This is a genomic window from Sphingomonas sp. (assembly GCF_050725575.1).
GTDB lineage: Bacteria > Pseudomonadota > Alphaproteobacteria > Sphingomonadales > Sphingomonadaceae > Sphingomonas.
Map to the genome: position 1 here is coordinate 1 of NZ_JBOHHW010000044.1, position 17342 is coordinate 17342.

Consider the following 17342-nt stretch of genomic DNA (forward strand, 5'->3'; position numbering starts at 1 on the left):
GAGCAAGGCCTTTATGGGCGTGCGGCTGCGGCGGCTGCGCGAGGAACGCAAGCTGACTCAGGCGGCGCTTGCCCAGACGCTCGATATCTCGACCAGTTATCTGAGCCAACTCGAACAAAATCAGCGTCCGCTCACCGTGCCGGTGCTGCTGCGGCTCAACGCCTCGTTCGGGGTCGATGTGCAGATCTTCTCGGACGATGACGAAGCCCGGCTCGTCACCGATCTGCGCGAGGCATTGTCGGACGGCGCGCAGACCGAGACGGTGTCGATTGCCGAGATGCGCGAGCTGGCGACGAGCATGCCGGCGGTCGCGCGCACGCTCGTGTCGCTGCACCGTCGGCACCGAGACGGCGTCGAGCGTAACGAAGCGATGGCCGCGCGGCTGGGCGATGAGTGGATCGGCGATGCGCCGGCGCGCATGCCGTTCGAGCAGGTCCGCGATTTCTTCTACGCGCGCCACAATCACATCCCCGCGCTCGATGACGCGGCGGAGCAGCTCTATGCCGATGCCGGCCTGGCCCCGCGTACCGTCCATGCCGGCCTGTCCGCCTGGCTGACGACGCGCCATGACGTGCGACTGGTGTTCGACGATGGCGATCAGGCGCAGCGCCGCTTCGACCCGGTGAGCCGCACGCTGCATCTCTCGCCCGATCTCAAACAGGGCCAGCAGGCATTCCAGATGGCGACTCAACTTGCCTTGCTCGAACTGGGCGACCTGATCGACCGACTGACCGACGATCCCGCGCTGCGAGGAGAAGAAGCCCGCACATTGGCGCGGATCGGGCTGGCCAATTATTTCGCCGGCGCGCTGATGCTGCCGTACGGAGATTTCCTCCGCGCGGCGGAGGAGGCGCGCTACGATATCGAGCGACTGAGCCGGCATTTCGGCGTCGGGTTCGAGACAGTCTGCCACCGCCTGTCGACCCTGCAGCGCCCCGATGCGCGCGGCGTGCCCTTCTTCTTCATCCGGGTCGACCGCGCGGGGAATATCTCGAAGCGGCAATCCGCCACCGATTTCCATTTCTCCCGCGTCGGTGGCTCGTGCCCGTTATGGAATGTCTATGAGGCGTTCGCCCGGCCGGGCCAGGTACTCACTCAGCTGGCGCGTATGCCGGACGGGCGCACCTATTTGTGGATCGCGCGCACGGTCGGGCGCGGCAATGGCGGTTTCGGCATTCCGGGCAAGACCTTTGCCATCGGCCTGGGCTGCGACGTCCGCCATGCCGGCCGGCTGGTCTATGGCAAGGGGCTCGACCTGTCTGATCCGGATGCGGCAACCCCGATCGGCGCGGGGTGCAAGGTGTGCGAACGCCCCGCCTGCGCACAACGCGCCTTCCCGCCGATCGGCCATGCCCTGGCGATCGACCAGAATCGCAGCGCGCTCACCCCCTATCCGGTGACCTGATCACATCTGGTGCCAGCGATATCCCAAAGCATCGCGCTCTGATACGAGATGGCCCAGGGTAGCGGGGGCGACATCAATCATGGGCAGCACATTGTCCGATCGGCAGGCGGTGTGGGCATTCATGCTCGGTTGCTGTGCGGTGACCATCGGCGTCGTCCTGCATCTGCCAATGTTCCTGATGGGACGGTCGATGGGCTATCGCCTGTCGGGCATGCCGATGGACATGACGATGATCGGCGGCATGGTGCTGATCGTCATCGGCGTGGTGGTCGCGGCCTATGGCCTGTTGCCGCGCAATCTCGTCGCGCAGCGCGCGGCCAGCGCGCATATCGAAATCGCCGCGCCGGAGGATGCGCCACTGAGTGCCGCGCATTGGCGGCTGATGGCAGTGCTGGTCGTGGCGCTGGTGATCGATGTGATGAAACCCGCCTCGCTCGGCTTCACCGTCCCGGGAATGGTTGCCGAATATGGCGTGCCCAAAGCAACCGTGTCGCTGGTCCCATTCTTCGCCTTGATGGGGACCGTGGTCGGGTCGGTGCTGTGGGGGATCATCGCCGATATCTATGGCCGCAAGGCCTCGATCCTGCTGTCCGCCGTGATGTTCGTCGGCACCTCGATCTGCGGTGCAATGCCGTCGCTCGCCTGGAATATCGGCATGTGCTTCATGATGGGCGCAGCGGCCGGCGGCATGCTTCCAGTGACCTATGCGCTGCTCGCCGAGATGATGCCCAACCGCCATCGCGGCTGGAGCCTGGTGCTGGTCGGCGGGCTTGGTGCTGCGGGCGGTTATTTCGCGGCAAGCGGCCTGTCGGCACTGCTTCAGCCGATCTTCGGCTGGCGCATTCTCTGGCTGGCGAACTTGCCGACCGGGCTGATCCTGTTGCTGCTCGGCCGAATGATCCCGGAATCGGCCAAATTCCTCATCGCGCGCGGTCGGCGAGCGGAGGCCGAGCAGGTGATGCGGCGCTTCGGCGCAGTGATGACCACGACCAGTGAACCGACCGCCGCGCCACGTCCTGCGATCAAACTCAAGATGGCGGGGAAATTATGGGCGCTGTGCATCGTCGCGATCGCCTGGGGCCTGGTCAATTTCGGGCTGCTGCTGTGGCTGCCCGCCGATTTCGTCGCCAGGGGCTATTCGGTCGGCGTGTCGAGCGGGCTGCTTGCCCAATCGGCGCTGATCGCGTTTCCAACGATCGGCGTCGCCGCTTTCCTGTACAGCCAGTGGAGCACGAAATGGGCACTGGTCGCGATGATCCTTGTCACGGTGGCGGGTCTGATCGGTGTGTTCCATCTGGAATCGGTCGGCAGCGGGAGCCCGGTCCTGCCGGTCGCATTGCTGATCATCGGATCGAACGGGATCATCGCGATCCTGCTGCCTTATGCCGCGGAATCCTTTCCCTTGCGCATGCGCGGGCGGACCACTGGCCTGGTCGCCGCCTGCACCAAGGGCGGCGGCCTGCTCGCACAGTTGTTGAGCATCAATGCGCTGGTGCCGAGCATGGCGACGGTCGCCGCGGCGATCACCGTGCCGGCGATGGCCGGATTGCTGCTGATCGTGCGCTTCGGGCGCGAAACGCGTGGCGGCGACTTGCGCGACCTGGAAGAAGCGCCCTGATCAGCCGCCGCAGGATTCGCGCACGATCAGGTCGGTCGGCAATCGCTCCGAATGATGGCTCGGGCTGTCGTCGAGGATGCTCGACACCAGCAGCCGTCCCGCTTCCTGCGTGTCCTGGCGGATCGTGCTGAGCGTCGGCGTGCTCAGCCGGCTGAGCAGCATATCGTCATAGCCGACCACCGACACATCCTGCGGCACCGACAGGCCAACGCGGCGCAGGGCGCGGATCGCACCCAGCGCGATCAGGTCGCTCGACGCAACGATGCCATCGAACTTGATGCCGCGCTGCAGGAACCGGCTGATCGCCGCATCGGCGGATTCGAGCTCGAACTCAACCTGGATCACCAGCGCCGGATCGGCCTCGATCCCGCCTTCCTTCAGCGCTTCGTGATAGCCGCGGCGGCGCTGCAGCGCCTCGGGATCGCTGCCGCCAAGGAACACGATCGAGCGCCGACCGAGCCGTGCGAGATGGAGCGTCGCCCGTCTGCCGCCGAGCAGATTATCCGACCCGATCGAGCGGTATTTCTGGCCCGGCAATTGCGCGCCCCACACCACGAAGCGCGCGGGCGTATCGACCAGCTGGTTGAACGCTTCGTGCAACATGCTCTGGCCGAGAAAGATCACGCCACTCGCCCGGCTGGTCGTTGTGGTCAGGACGAGGTCGTCATAGCTGGCCGGCGCGGTATGGCTGACGGTGAAGTCGCAGTCACGGGCGCGTGCCGCTTCGCCGATATTGGCGAGCAGTTCGAGGAAGAAGGGGTGCGACAGCGGCAGCGCCCGGCCGCGCATATGCGGCGTCACGATCGCGATCGATCCTTCCGCACCGATCGGCCCGGCCGGCATCGATCGCCGGAACGGATATTGGTGCTCGCGCGCCAGCGCCCAGATACGCTGCTTGGTGCGCGTGCTGATCAAGGGCTGATCGTTCAGCGCGCGCGACACCGTGGATACCGAGACTCCGGCGAGCTTGGCCAAATCTTCCAGGGTGGTTATTTTGTTGCTATCGCTGGCCATCGCACCGGAATTCGAGGGGGCATTCCCGCCGCCTTAATGCATTGAAAGAGGGTCTTTGCAAGCGACTGACCCAGTACCGGTAAGCGGCGCGGCGCCCGCCAGACCGGCCGGAAGGCCGCATCTTTCGCTTTTTCAGATCTGGAACATGTGCTTCGGCCTGTTCGGCGTGCAGATCGTCTGGGGCCTGCAGAACGTCAACACCAGCCGCATCTTCCAGACGCTCGGCGCGGATGTCGACCAGCTGCCGATCCTGTGGATCGCCGCCCCCATTACCGGCCTGCTGGTGCAGCCGATCGTCGGGCATTTGAGCGACCGCACCTGGGGCCCGCTCGGGCGGCGGCGTCCCTATCTGTTCGGCGGCGCCCTGCTCACCGCGCTGGCACTGTTCGCCATGCCCAACGCGACCACCCTGTGGTCGGCCAGCGTGATGCTGTGGGTGCTGACCGCATCGGTCAATATAGCGATGGAGCCGTTCCGCTCCTTCGTCGCCGACACGCTGCCCGAGGAACAGCGCGATGCGGGTTTCGCCATGCAGGTGTTCTTCATCGGCGTGGGTGCCGTGTTTGCCTCCGCCTTGCCCTGGATGTTGACGCACTGGTTCGGCGTCGCCGGACACGCGCCGCCGGGCGTCCTCCCACCCTCGGTCCGCTTCGCTTTCTATATCGGCGCCATCACGCTGATCGCGGCCGTGACCTGGACTGTCTTCACCACCTCCGAACGCCCGCCGGCAAGCCTGATGGCAGACATGGCGCGCCGGCCGTCGCGGAGCACGATACCCATGGCCAGTGGCGGCGCGATGGCGTGGCGGGGCGCCGGCTGGACGCTTGGCGGATCGGTGATCGGCTTGGTCACCGCGATCGAGGGATATCGGCGCGAGGTATTCCTGCTCGCCGCCATCGCAGCCTTGTTCGGCCTGGCACAGCTCGCCGCGGCCTGGTTGCGGCGACAGGGACGTGCGCCGCAGGGCCTGCTGCAGATCGTCGACGATATCGTGCTGATGCCCGGCGTGCTGCGGCGGCTCGCGATCGTCCAGTTCTTCACCTGGTTCGGCATGTTCGCGATGTGGGTCTACGCGATTCCGGCCGTCGCGGCGCATCATTTCGACACCAACGATGTCGGCTCGGCCGCTTATGGCGAGAGCGCCGATCTCGTCGGCATTCTCTTTGCCGGCTATAACGGCGTGGCGGCGGTGGTCGCGCTCACTTTGCCGCGGCTCGAGCGCCTGATCGGCCGGCGCAACAGCCATGCCCTGTGCCTGACGCTCGGCGCCGTCGGGCTGGCCGGCTTCCTGCTGATCGACGATCCTTCGCTGCTGTGGATCCCGATCCTCGGCATCGGCTGCGCCTGGGCGTCGATCCTGTCGGCCCCCTATGCCATGGTCGCCAGTGCCGTGCCCGCCGACAAGATGGGCGTCTATATGGGCATTCACAACATCTTCCTCGTCCTGCCGCAACTCGTCGCCTCAGCGATACTGGGCCTGCTGGTCGAACAGGTTTTCGGCGGGCAATCGATCTTCGCGCTTGGCCTGGCGGCGGTCGCGCTGGTCATCGGTGCGGCCATTGCGGTGACCATCCCCGACATCGAAGGCGATCGGCGACTCGTAGCCTGACCCAGCGTGCGCGAGATCCAAAAGCCGCTCGAAAATCTATGCAAATTTTTGCATAGACTCGCTTTACAGCAAAATTTGCAGGCCTCTCTCAATTGACGCCAATCACCGATGTTCCGCAATTTTGAACTAAAAATCCCAGACTTCAGTCATTTTCTAACAAATGATGCGTCCGAAAAAATCGCTTGCATCCCTTCGCAAATTACGCAAATTTACGCAAATCGACGATGACGGCTCCACTGAAGCGCCGCATCCGACAGGGGGATGATGAAAGCGCATGCAAAATCGCGCACAATCGAATGGCCGGAACACGCCGTCGCGCCATGTCGCGGGCGGGCCGGTGCGCCCTGGATCCTTGACGTCCGGCTGCGCCGAAACCCGGCGGCTCGCATCGAGCCCATGGCCGCAACCGCACGCACTATCGACTGATCGAACAGCGCCGACAGGGGCGGGACTACAGGGGAGTATGTCATGAAGAACGCGTTTTCGGGCCATGCCCGCGGCATTGTGCTGCACGGCGGCGTATCGTTGCTGGCCCTGGCAATGATGGGGGCGACGGGCACCGCTCAGGCCCAGACCGCCAATGCGGTGGCCGACACGCCCGCCCAGACGCAATCCTCATCGGGCAGCGCGCCGGTCGCGGATGCCGCAGCCGAGGACCGGAGCGACGACATCGTCGTGGTCGGCGTACGTGAGGCACTTGCTTCCGCGCAAAGCACCAAGAAGAATGCCGACACGGTGGTCGACTCGATCTCGGCAACCGATATCGGCGCCTTTCCGGACAAGTCCGTGGCCGCCGCGCTGCAGCGCGTGCCCGGCATCACCGTCTCGCGCCTCCAGTCGAGCGACGACAGCACTCATCCCTCGGGCGAGCCCGCCGGCGTCCTGATCCGCGGCCTGCCGCAGGTTCGCACTGAGTTCAACGGTCGCGACAGCTTCTCGGCCGACGCGGCGCGCGGGCTCAACTTCAACGACGTCTCACCCGAGCTGATGGCTGGGGTCGACGCGTACAAGAACCAGACCGCGGAGATGATCGAGGGCGGCATCGCCGGCACGGTCAATCTGCGCACCCGCCTGCCGCTCGACAGCGATGGCCTGCTTGTCGCGGGCAACGTCAAGGCGACCTATGGCGACCGGTCCAAGGACTGGAACTATGAATATTCCGGCATCCTGAGCTATTCGGCAGACACCGCGGCGGGCAAGTTTGGCCTGCTCGCCAACTATGCCCATTCGCATGTCGTGACGCGCACCGAGAGCGTGATCATGGACAAGATCGACACCTATTGCTCGGCCGGCGCAGTCGATGCCCAGGGCAAGGCGATCATCAGCGCCGACGGCACGATCGGCTGCACCGCCAATCCGTTCGGCGGCACCGGCTGGGCCTATGCGCCTGACGGCATCCGCTATTCGCAGGTCGATTATGATCGCACCCGGCGCGGTATCGCGCTCGCCGCGCAATATGAGGATCCGACCGGCGATTTCCGCGCCAGCGTTCAATATAATGATTCCAAATATCGCAACGCCTGGCTCGAACGCGCCTCGCACACGGTTTTCGACGGCAATTATTACGGCACGCCCGCCTTCAATCCGCGCGCATCAACCATCCTCGGCCCGGCGCCCGGTACACCCGCCCTGGTCTTCGGGCCGAACGGCATGCTGCAGTCCGGCACGCTGACCCAAGGCCATGGCAGCTGGCGCGGCAGTTTCGACAGTGTCCAGGCGGCGATCGACACCGGTTCGGCCGTTCCCGGTATGCCGTTCGTTAATTTCTGCGGCGCAGGCTCATCCTGCACCTCGCTGCGCGACGGCCTCTATTTCCAGAACGAGGCCCGCAACTTCGACCACAGCGAGCGGACCCAGGATCTTTCGGGCAACATCAAATGGGATGTGAATGACCGGCTACACCTCAATCTCGATGTGCAGAAGATCTGGGCGCATACCAACAACAACGACATCCTGGTCGCCACCGGTTCGATGGCGAACATGGACTATAGTGTGAACCGCGACGGCACGCCGACGGTCAAGCTGCTGCCGGGCTCCAACGTCAATTATGCGGCCGGCGGTCTCGCCAATCCGCACAATTACTGGCTGCCGTTCATCCAGGGCCATGTGGAAGACAATGACGCGGACGAATTCGCGCTGCGCGGCGATGTCGAATATGAATTCGGCGACGGTGGCTGGCTCAATTCACTCAAGGTCGGTGTGCGCTATGCCGATCGCAACCAGACGGTGCGCTATTCGACCTTCAACTGGTCGCCGATCGCCGCCCCCTGGAACTGCAACGGCCCGGGCTTCAACATCGACAACACCACGCCGGCCGCTTATCCCGCCTGCGCGCAGCCACATGCCGATTTCAAAGGCTATGGCGCGGGCATCTGGGAATCGACCAGCCTGGGCAGCGGCTTCTACAACGGCGATGTCTATGACAATGGCGACCTGGTTTATCTGAACCGCCCGACGCTCAGGAATTTCGACAAGCTCGTCTCGTCGCTGAGCGGCCCGAACACCAACTCACCACTGTCACCCGGCTGGTCGCCGATCTGCGACCGGAGCGGCCTGATCGCGGATAGCTGTTTCCTGCCGCAGGAAGTGATGCGGGTTAAGGAAAAGACTAAAGCAGCCTATGCGATGCTGCGCTTCGGCGGGGACGACAAGACGATCTTCGGCGGCATTGGCGTCCAGGGCAATATCGGCGTCCGCGTGATCAGAACCAGCATCGACAGCGAAGGCCGTATCGGCTTCCCGGATTCGAATACTTTCAACAATGTGACGCCCTGTTCGGGACCCAAGCCTGTCAATTGGGTCATGAATCCGAGCTGCTTTCTGACACCCACGGTCCAAGCCTTTGCAAACGGCGGAAGCGACCCCAACAACTACAAGACGGACTACACCAATGTCCTGCCGACCTTGAATGTGCGGCTCGGCCTCGACAGCAAGCAGTTCATCCGGTTCGCCGCATCACGCGCCATGTCTCGTCCGGATTTCGGCCTGTTGCGCAATTTCGTGGCCATTCAGGCACCGGTGTACGACGGCACAGCAACTTCCCCCTATATCGTGCGCGACGCTGGCGGGAATATCACCGGATATAATTTCGTGTTCCGCGCGGAATCGGGGTTTGCCGGACTGAAGCCAGTGCTCGCCGATCAGTTCGACCTCACCTATGAACGCTATATGGGCAGGAGCAGCTCATTCACCTTTGGCGCGTTTTTCAAGAAGCTCCGCAACAGCATCGCCTATGGTGACTTCCAGCGCGAACTCACCAACAATGGTTCGACCCAGACAATATTGTTGCGCGGCCCTCGCAACGAAAAGGGCGGCGGCAAGCTCTATGGCTTCGAGGTTGCGTACCAGACCTTTTTCGACTTCCTGCCCGGCGCGCTCAAGGGCCTGGGCGCTCAGGTTAACTACACTCTGGTCAAACAATCGGGGATCAACAACTCGAACCTGATCGCGGTGGGCGCGCTTGATGCCGGCGGCACCGGCGGCCAGGGCGCCGGGCTCGATGTGAGCGGCGGCCGCGGTCCGGTGATCGACTCGCACCGGCTGGCGGGTATCTCCGATCACACATTCAACGTGGTCGGCCTGTACGAATATGGCCCGGTCGGCGTGCGCCTTGCCTATAACTGGCGGTCGCGGTTCCTGACCAACAATCTCGACTGCTGCATCGGCCTGCCGGTGTTCCAGAAAGCGGCCGGCTTCCTCGACGGATCGATCCGTTTCTCGGTCAACAAATATGTCGAATTGTCGGTCGAGGGATCGAACCTGCTCAACACGACCACCGTGTACCAGCAGCAGATCTTCGGCGACACGGTGAAGACACCGGGCGCCAAGCCAGTCTATCTCGACTCGAACTGGGGCCGTGTCGACCGGCGCTTCCAGTTCGGCGCGCGGTTCAAATTCTGACCTTTCCCAGGCGTCGCCGCACCCGGCGGCGGCGCCTCCTTGTCGATAGGGTCGGGTAACACACGCGCATGCAGGGAGACGCAATCATGCCCCCGCCCCCGTTCAAGATCGTCATCGTCGGCGGCGGCACGGCGGGCTGGATGTGCGCCGCGGGCCTGATCGGGCGGCTCGACCTGGCGGATTATGCAGTGACGCTGATCGAGTCCGACGAGATCGGCACGGTCGGTGTGGGCGAGGCGACGCTGCCGCACATCAAGACCTTCAACGACATGCTCGGCATCGACGAAGCCGAATTCATGCGCGAGACCCAGGCGACCTTCAAACTCGGCATTCAGTTCCGCAACTGGCACCGGCCGGGCGATTCCTACATCCATCCGTTCGGGGTGTTCGGCGAGCCCTGGGGCGGGGTCGATTTCCAGCATCACTGGGTTCGCGCTCGCCAGGCCGGCCGCGACGTCGCGCCGCTCAATGCCTATTCCTACGCGGTCACGGCGGCACAGCGGAACGCGTTCGAATTTCCCAATGAGGACCCGAAATCGATCCGCTCGACCTATGCCTATGCCTATCACTTCGACGCGAGCCTCTACGCCCAATTCCTGCGCCGCTGGACGGTGGCGCGCGGCGCGCACCGTATCGAAGGCATGGTCAACCACATCGCGCGCGATGCGCAGTCGGGCGATATCACCGCGCTTACGCTCAAATCGGGCGAGCGGATCGAGGGCGACCTGTTCATTGACTGCACCGGGTTCCGCTCGCTGCTGCTCGGCGGCATTTTCGAGGTCGAATGGGAGGACTGGACGCACTGGCTGCCATGCGACCGCGCGCTTGCGGTGCCATGCGACCGGGCGGGTGATTTCACGCCCTATACCAGGTCCACCGCGCAGCAGGCCGGCTGGATCTGGCGCATCCCGCTGCAGCATCGCACTGGCAATGGCTATGTCTTTTCGAGCCGCTTCATCGAGGTCGATGACGCGCGCGAGACGTTGCTCGCGCAGCTCGACGGCGCAGCGCAGGCCGAGCCACGACTGCTGCGCTTCTCACCGGGTCGCCGGGTGCGCACCTGGGCGGGCAATTGCATCGCAATAGGTCTGGCGAGCGGGTTCCTCGAGCCGCTGGAATCGACCAGCATCTTCCTGGTCCAGGCAGCGGTCATCGACCTGATCAACGTGATGCCGCCCGCCACCGCGCGCGGCAACATCGACCCGCGGCTGGCGCGCGAGTTCAATCGCCTGTCCGAGCTCCAATATGAGCGCGTGCGCGACTTTCTGGTGCTGCACTATGTCGCCAATGAGCGCGTGGGCGAGCCGCTCTGGGATTATGTCCGGGCGATGGCGCTGCCCGATAGCCTGGCGCACAAGATCGACCTGTTCCGCTCGCGCGCGACCGCGCCCAATTATCAATATGGCCTGTTTTCGCGCGAGAGCTGGCTGTCGGTGCTGATCGGGCAGCGCATCATGCCGACCGGCTATAACCGGCTCGCCGATGCGCTCGACCTCGACACGCTCGACACCCGGCTGGCCGACCTCGCCGGAAGGATCGCGACCAGCACGGCGGCGATGCCGTCGCACAGCGACTTCGTGGGAAGCTATTGCGCCGGCGCCGATCGGGCGGGGATCCCGTCATGAGCGACACGCGCCCCGATCGCGTGGTGATCGCCGGCCGCGATGCCGCGCTGTGGTTGTCGGCAAGCGTGATCCAGCGCGCGCTTGGCCCGGCCGGGGTTACGGTCGAGGCGATCGAGCTGCCGACACGGCTGCGGCCTGGCGAGGTCATCGTCACGCAACCTGCGATCGAGGCGCTGCACAACCAGCTGCGGCTCGACGAGGCCGCCTTGCTCAGAACGACCGGCGGCAGTTTTTCGTTCGGGCAGAATTTCGTCGACTCTTCCGGCGCGACACCGTCCTTCATGCACGCCAGCGGCGCTTATGGCGCGCCGATCGATGGCAATGATTTCTTTCCCTATTGAGTCAAGGCGCGCGGCTTCGGGCTCGACGTCGCGCTTGAGGATTTCTGCCTGACCGCCGCGGCCGCGAAACAGGGGCGGATGATGCTGCCCGATGAGACGACCGAGATTTTCGGCCGCACCGACTATGGCTATCACCTGCCCGCCCTGCCCTATGTCGCCATGTTGAAGACCTTGGCGGCGCGCCTCGGCGTGGTCATTCACCATAGCGCGACGGTGGCGGCCGAGCATGACGAACGCGGTATCCACGCGATCACGCTCGACGACGGGCGCCGGATCGGCGGCACCCTGTTCATCGATGCCACGGGGCCCGAGGCGTTGCTGATTGGCGAGGTGCTGGGCGTCGGGCGCGACGAGTGGCGGCCGCAGTTCGGCATCGACCGCCGGCTGAGCGCGCAGGCATCGCGCTTCCTGTCGGTCCCGGCTTACGGCGAGATCCGCGCCTGGCGTGACGGCTGGCTCGGCCTGTTTCCCAGTCAGGTCGCGACGCATGTCGTGCAGCATTATTCCAGCGCCTGTAGCAGCGACGACGACGCCCTGCGCGCGATGGCGGCCGTGTCCGGGCTGAACGTGTCGGACGCCACCCTTAGCGCGATCGATCCGGGCCGACGGCATCTCGCCTGGCAAGGCAATTGCGTTGCGATCGGCGAGGCCGCCTGCACGCTCGACCCGGTCCATGGTGTCGATCTCCACGCAATCCAGCTCGGCCTGGTGCATTTGCTGCAGCTTTTCCCAGTAGCCACGGACTTCGCCGCCGAGCGCGCCGAATATAACCGCCTGATGCAGTCCTCGCTGGAGCGTATCCGCGACTTCCAGTCGGCCTGGTATGCTCTCAACCGCTATGGCGACTCCCCGTTCTGGACCCAGGCGCGGGAGGCCGCCCTGCCGGAGGCGCTCGCGCACAAGATCGCAACCTTTCAGGCGCGCGGCGATATCGCGCCGATGGAAGATGAGAGCTTCTCGTTCGACAGCTGGCGGGCGCTGTTCGTCGGGCTTGGCCTAATGCCCGAAAGCTGGCCGCCGGCGATCGACCGCACCCCGCCCGAGCGGATGAAGCAGGAATTCCGTCGCATCCTCGCCTTCGTCGGAGAGCAGGTGCTGAAGCAGCCGACGCATGAGCTGTATCTCGACAGTTTCTGCCGGAGCGAGGCAGCATGAGCGCCGGTGCGGTACAACGACGGACCGACGGCGACCCGCTGGACCAGCTACCGCCGGTCGAGGTGCGGGCGGCATCGTCGGTCGACCTCGATGCACTGATCGCCGACGGCGTGCCGGTGGTGCTGACCGGCCTGTTCGATGCCTGGCCCGCGCTTGCCGCCGGCCGCCAGTCGCCGGCGCGGCTCAACGCCTATCTGAAGGCGATGGATCGCGGCATGGCCGGCCCGGTGATGGAAGCGCCGGCGAGCAGCGGCGGGCGTTTCGGCTATGCCGCCGACCTGCGCGAGTTCAGCTTTTCCAAGCGCCAGCGGTCGATCCCCGAAGCGCTCGACCGGATCGAACGCCTGCTTGGCACCGCTGACGCCCCGTTCGTCGCGATCCAGATGCTGCCGCTCGCCAGCCATTTGCCCGATTTCGTGCGCGACAATGCGATGCCGTTGCTGCCGACGGTTGGTCCGCGCCTGTGGCTCGGCGGGCCGGTGCGGACCCAGACGCATAATGACCGCGACCATAATCTCGCCTGTGTGATCGCCGGGCATCGCCGCTTCGTGCTGTTCCCGCCCGAGCAAGTCGGCAATCTCTATGTCGGGCCGCTCGACAATCCCCCGCCACTGTCGCTGGTCGATCCGGAGGCGCCCGACCTGGCGCGCTTTCCACGCTATGCCGAGGCGATCGCCGCCGCGCGCGTGGCGCATCTCGCGCCGGGCGATGCGCTCCTCATGCCGAAATATTGGTGGCATCATGTCACCTCGCGCGATCCGTACAATGCGATGGTCAATTACTGGTGGGGCGACACCGCCACCGGGCTGGAGCGCGCCAATGACGTGTTCCTGACCGCGTTGCTCGCGTTGCGCGACTTGCCGCCATCGGAGCGCGCTTACTGGAAGGCGATGTTCGACCTGCATGTCTTCGGCAGCGACGGCGCGGTCGACCATATCCCGGTCGACCAGCGCGGCGCGCTCGGGCGATGCGCCCCGCGGTCCGCGCGGCGCTGAAGCAGCAGCTCAAAATGGCCTTTCTCAAATCGTCATGACCCTATTTCCAGTCGCGTATCACGAAAGACTCCTCCCCATGATCCTTCGCCCTGCCCTCGTCCTTGCCGCACTCGGCGTACCGGCCGCTGCTTCGGCCGCAACGCGCGAATGCGCCCAGTCTCCGGCAAAGGTGATCGAGGTCTGCGTCACGGTCGAGGGCGGCCGCGCGCTCTATACGGTGAGCCGGGAGGGCAAGCCGGTGCTCGCCCCCTCCGCGCTCGGCCTGAGCTTCGCCGGCGAGCCCGACGCGCGCTATACCGCAATCACCGCGGCGCGGCGCAGCGCGTCGGACACGACCTGGGAACAGCCCTGGGGCGAGCAGCGCGTCATCCGCGACAATCATAGCGAGCTGACCGTATCGCTGACCGGCGACACGCCGCTGAACGCGTCGTTCGATGTCACTTTCCGCCTGTTCGATGACGGAATCGGCTTTCGCTATGGCTATGGCGCGATCCCCGCTGGCAAGGCCGTGTCGGTCACCGCCGACCGCACCGAGTTCCATACCGTCGGCGCCTATCAGGCCTGGTGGTACGACGCGCTCGGCCAGGAGCGCGACGAATATCTCTACACCAGGACCGATGCGCGCCGTATCACCTTGGCCGAGACACCGCTGACGCTGAAGGGCGATAACGGCCTGTATCTTTCCTTTCATGAAGCCGCGCTGGTCGATTTTCCCAGCATGCTGCTGGCCGGCAATGGGGCGGGCACGCTGACCGCGCGGCTGATGCCCTGGCCGGACGGTACGCTGGCGTACAAGACCGGCCCCTTCACCACGCCGTGGCGCACGGTGCTGGTCGGCACCAGCGCGGGGGCGCTCGCCGACAGCCGGATCGAGCTCAATCTCAACGAACCGAGCAAGCTCGCCGACATCTCGTGGTTCAAGCCAGGCAAATATGTCGGCGTGTGGTGGGAAATGCATCTCGACAAGACCACCTGGGGCAGCGGGCGGCGGCACGGCGCGACAACCGCCAATGTGAAGGCCTATATGGATTTCGCGGCCAAATATGGCTTTGACGGCGTGCTGGTCGAAGGCTGGAACCAGGGCTGGGACGGCGACTGGATCGCCAATGGCGACAAGTTCAGTTTCACCAAAAGCTATCCCGATTTCGATCTTCAGGCAGTTACCGCGTACGGCAAGGCCAAGGGCGTCAAGCTGATCGGCCATAACGAGACCGGCGGCGCAGTGGTCAATTACGAAGCGCAGCTCGACGCCGCAATGAAGCTCTATCAGTCGGTCGGCGTGTCGGAGGTCAAGACCGGCTATGTCCGCCACAGCGGCGACATCATCGCCGCCGATGGCACCAAGCAATGGTTCGCGGGGCAATATATGGTCCGTCACAACCTCCATGTCGCGCAGGTTGCCGCGGCGCATCATATCGCGATCGACGCGCATGAGCCGGTCAAGGATACCGGGCTGCGCCGCACCTGGCCCAACATGATCAGCCGCGAGGGCGCGCGCGGGCAGGAGTTCAACGCCTGGGGCCGGCCGACCAACCCGCCCGAGCATGTCGTGATCCTGCCTTTCACGCGGATGCTGGGCGGACCGATGGACTTCACGCCGGGCATTTTCGACATCGCGCGCAGCGGCACTGAGCTCACGCACCGCGTGCAATCGACGCTGGCGACGCAGCTGGCCGAATATGTCGTGCTTTATTCGCCAGTGCAGATGGCGGCCGACCTGCCGGAAAATTACGAGGCGCGGCCCGACGCGTTCCAGTTCATCCGCGACGTGCCGACCGATTGGGAAACCTCGCGCACATTGGCCGGTGAGATCGGCGACTATATCATCGTCGCGCGCCAGCCGCGCGGCGGGCAGGATTGGTTCATGGGCGCACTGACCAATGAAACCGCGCGCAAGCTCGACCAGCCGCTGTCGTTCCTGGCGCCGGGCAAGCGGTACGAAGCGCAGATCTACCGCGACGGCCCGGGTGCGGATTACCGCACCAACCCGGGCGCGCTGGTGGTCGAGCGGCGGACCGTCACCAGCAAGGACAGCCTGGCGCTGGACATGGCGCCGGGCGGCGGCGCGGCGGTGCGCTTCAAGCTGCTGCCATGAGGCTGGGCACAAGCTTCGAAGTATGAGCCGCGGGAGATATGGGACACCGGTTGTGCCATATCTTTTCCGTCGCCGCCCGGGCTAATTTCCATCAATATCTAAATATATCAACTGCTTATATAGATATCATCAACCTTGACCCCGCCGCGCCGCCAGTTCCTCGACAATCTCGTCGTGGCGGCGGCCGTGCAGCGGGTAGAGCAGCATCGCCAGTCCGGCGAGCACCAGCCCGATCGACGGCAGGACGATGATCAGCAGTTTCATATTGGCCAGCGTCTCCGGGGTCTGTGCGGCATTGGCATGATAGCCGATCCGGTCGAGCAGCCAGCCGAACAGGCCGGCACCCAGGCCAAGCGCGACCTTGAGGAAGAATTGCCCGAGCCCGAAGATCAGCGATTCCGTCCGGCGCCCGGTGCGCCATTCGCCGAATTCCACCGTGTCGGGCAGCATCGACCAGAAGCCGAGCGCCAGGCCAAGGCCAGTGACCTGCATCCACAAGAAGAAGCCCGTCGCCACGGCCGGGGTGCGGACATCGTTGAGCGCGAACCAGATGAGCCCGGCCAGCCCCCAGACGATCGCCGCGAACCAGGCGTTGCGCTTGCCGATCGCACGCGAGATCGCCACCCAGATCGGCACGACGATCAGGCCCGATACAGCGACGAGGGTCAGGGTGGTGCGGCCGCCGGCCTCGTCCGCGAGGTAATATTTGAAATAATAGAGGATCGATTTGCCGATCGCGGTCGAGCAGACCACGCCGGCGCAGATCGCCAGCAGGATCGACCAGAGTGCGCGATTGTCGCGCAGCGCGCGCCAGTAATCGCCGGCCAGCAGCGGCGGCTCGGCCTCACCGCTCTCTTCCGGTTCGCGCGTGGAGAAGAACACGATCGGCAGCACCAACGTGGCGACGACCGCGAAGATCGCCGCGGCGAGCAGGAAGCCGTGCGACAGATTGCCCGCACCGAACTTTGCGGCGAGCGGCTGAGTCGAGACGGCGATGACGATCCCGGCGAGCGTGGCGAAGATGATCCGCCCGCCGGCGATGGTGCCGCGCTCCGCCGAGCTTGAGGTGATGCGCGCGGTCATCGATGTGTAGGGGATCGACACCACGGTATAGGCGATGCGGAACAGGATGTGCGTCGCGAGCATCCAGGCGGCCAGCCCGGGCCCGGTAATGGGCGGCTGGTAATAGAGCAGCACGAAGGCGATGCCGACGAACGGCGTGCCGAACAGGATATAGGGCCGATACCGGCCCCAGCGCGTGCGCGTGCGATCCGCGATCGCGCCCATCACCGGATCGATCGCGGCGTCGAAGATCGAGGCAATCATATAGATCAGTCCGGCGACCGCGGCGCTCAGCCCGACCACATCGGTGTAGAAGAACAGCAGGAAGAGCGAGATGCTCTGCCAGTAGAGATTGAAGGCGAAATCGCCGACCGTGAAGCCAAGCAGGCCCTTCACGCCCAGCCGGGGTGCAACCGAATCCGCCAATGTCTCTCTCCCGCATTTTCTGCGAGACTAGATAAATTATCGCGAATTATCCAAATAAAATATCGAATCTTGAGAATATCCGCGCCGACCGTGCAGC

Annotated in this window: 9 protein-coding genes and 1 pseudogene; 8 read left to right on the forward strand and 2 right to left on the reverse strand. The window is 64.8% G+C overall.

Annotated elements, in window-relative coordinates; all coding sequences use genetic code 11:
- Positions 1–1405: short-chain fatty acyl-CoA regulator family protein (locus ACRECS_RS21725; RefSeq protein WP_431585051.1), on the forward strand; the 1405-nt coding region annotated here is incomplete at its 5' end.
- 79 nt (positions 1406–1484) lie between these two features.
- The gene (locus ACRECS_RS21730) at positions 1485–3023 is read left to right on the forward strand and encodes an MFS transporter (RefSeq protein WP_431585052.1); all 1539 of its coding nucleotides are present in this window, start codon (positions 1485–1487) and stop codon (positions 3021–3023) included.
- On the opposite strand, the gene ACRECS_RS21735 is transcribed toward ACRECS_RS21730, so the two are convergent.
- Positions 3024–3998, reverse strand: a complete 975-nt coding sequence (locus ACRECS_RS21735) for a LacI family DNA-binding transcriptional regulator (protein WP_431585053.1) — start codon at positions 3996–3998, stop codon at positions 3024–3026.
- Between the two features lie 184 nt (positions 3999–4182).
- Between ACRECS_RS21735 and ACRECS_RS21740 the strand changes: the two genes are divergently transcribed.
- From ACRECS_RS21740 to ACRECS_RS21765, 6 genes and pseudogenes are all read left to right on the forward strand, one after another.
- Positions 4183–5646: an MFS transporter gene (locus ACRECS_RS21740; RefSeq protein WP_431585054.1), complete on the forward strand. Its 1464-nt coding sequence runs from the start codon at positions 4183–4185 to the stop codon at positions 5644–5646.
- Positions 5647–6114: 468 nt separating this feature from the next.
- The gene (locus ACRECS_RS21745; protein WP_431585055.1) at positions 6115–9546 is read left to right on the forward strand and encodes a TonB-dependent receptor; all 3432 of its coding nucleotides are present in this window, start codon (positions 6115–6117) and stop codon (positions 9544–9546) included.
- An 86-nt stretch (positions 9547–9632) separates the two neighbouring features.
- Entirely contained in the window at positions 9633–11171 is a 1539-nt protein-coding gene (locus tag ACRECS_RS21750) for a tryptophan halogenase family protein (protein ID WP_431585056.1), read from the forward strand.
- Positions 11168–12667 (forward strand): annotated as a pseudogene (locus ACRECS_RS21755) (tryptophan 7-halogenase). Before ACRECS_RS21750 ends, ACRECS_RS21755 begins: the two are co-directional and overlap by 4 nt.
- Positions 12664–13662, forward strand: coding sequence for a cupin-like domain-containing protein (locus tag ACRECS_RS21760; protein WP_431585057.1), 999 nt, complete (start codon positions 12664–12666; stop codon positions 13660–13662). Before ACRECS_RS21755 ends, ACRECS_RS21760 begins: the two are co-directional and overlap by 4 nt.
- Before the next feature lie 76 nt (positions 13663–13738).
- Positions 13739–15757: a glycoside hydrolase family 97 protein gene (locus ACRECS_RS21765; protein WP_431585058.1), complete on the forward strand. Its 2019-nt coding sequence runs from the start codon at positions 13739–13741 to the stop codon at positions 15755–15757.
- 129 nt (positions 15758–15886) lie between these two features.
- Here ACRECS_RS21765 and ACRECS_RS21770 read toward each other — a convergent pair whose 3' ends face one another.
- A complete protein-coding gene (locus ACRECS_RS21770) occupies positions 15887–17245 on the reverse strand; it encodes an MFS transporter (RefSeq protein ID WP_431585059.1) in 1359 nt (452 codons plus the stop codon).
- Positions 17246–17342: the final 97 nt, after the last annotated feature.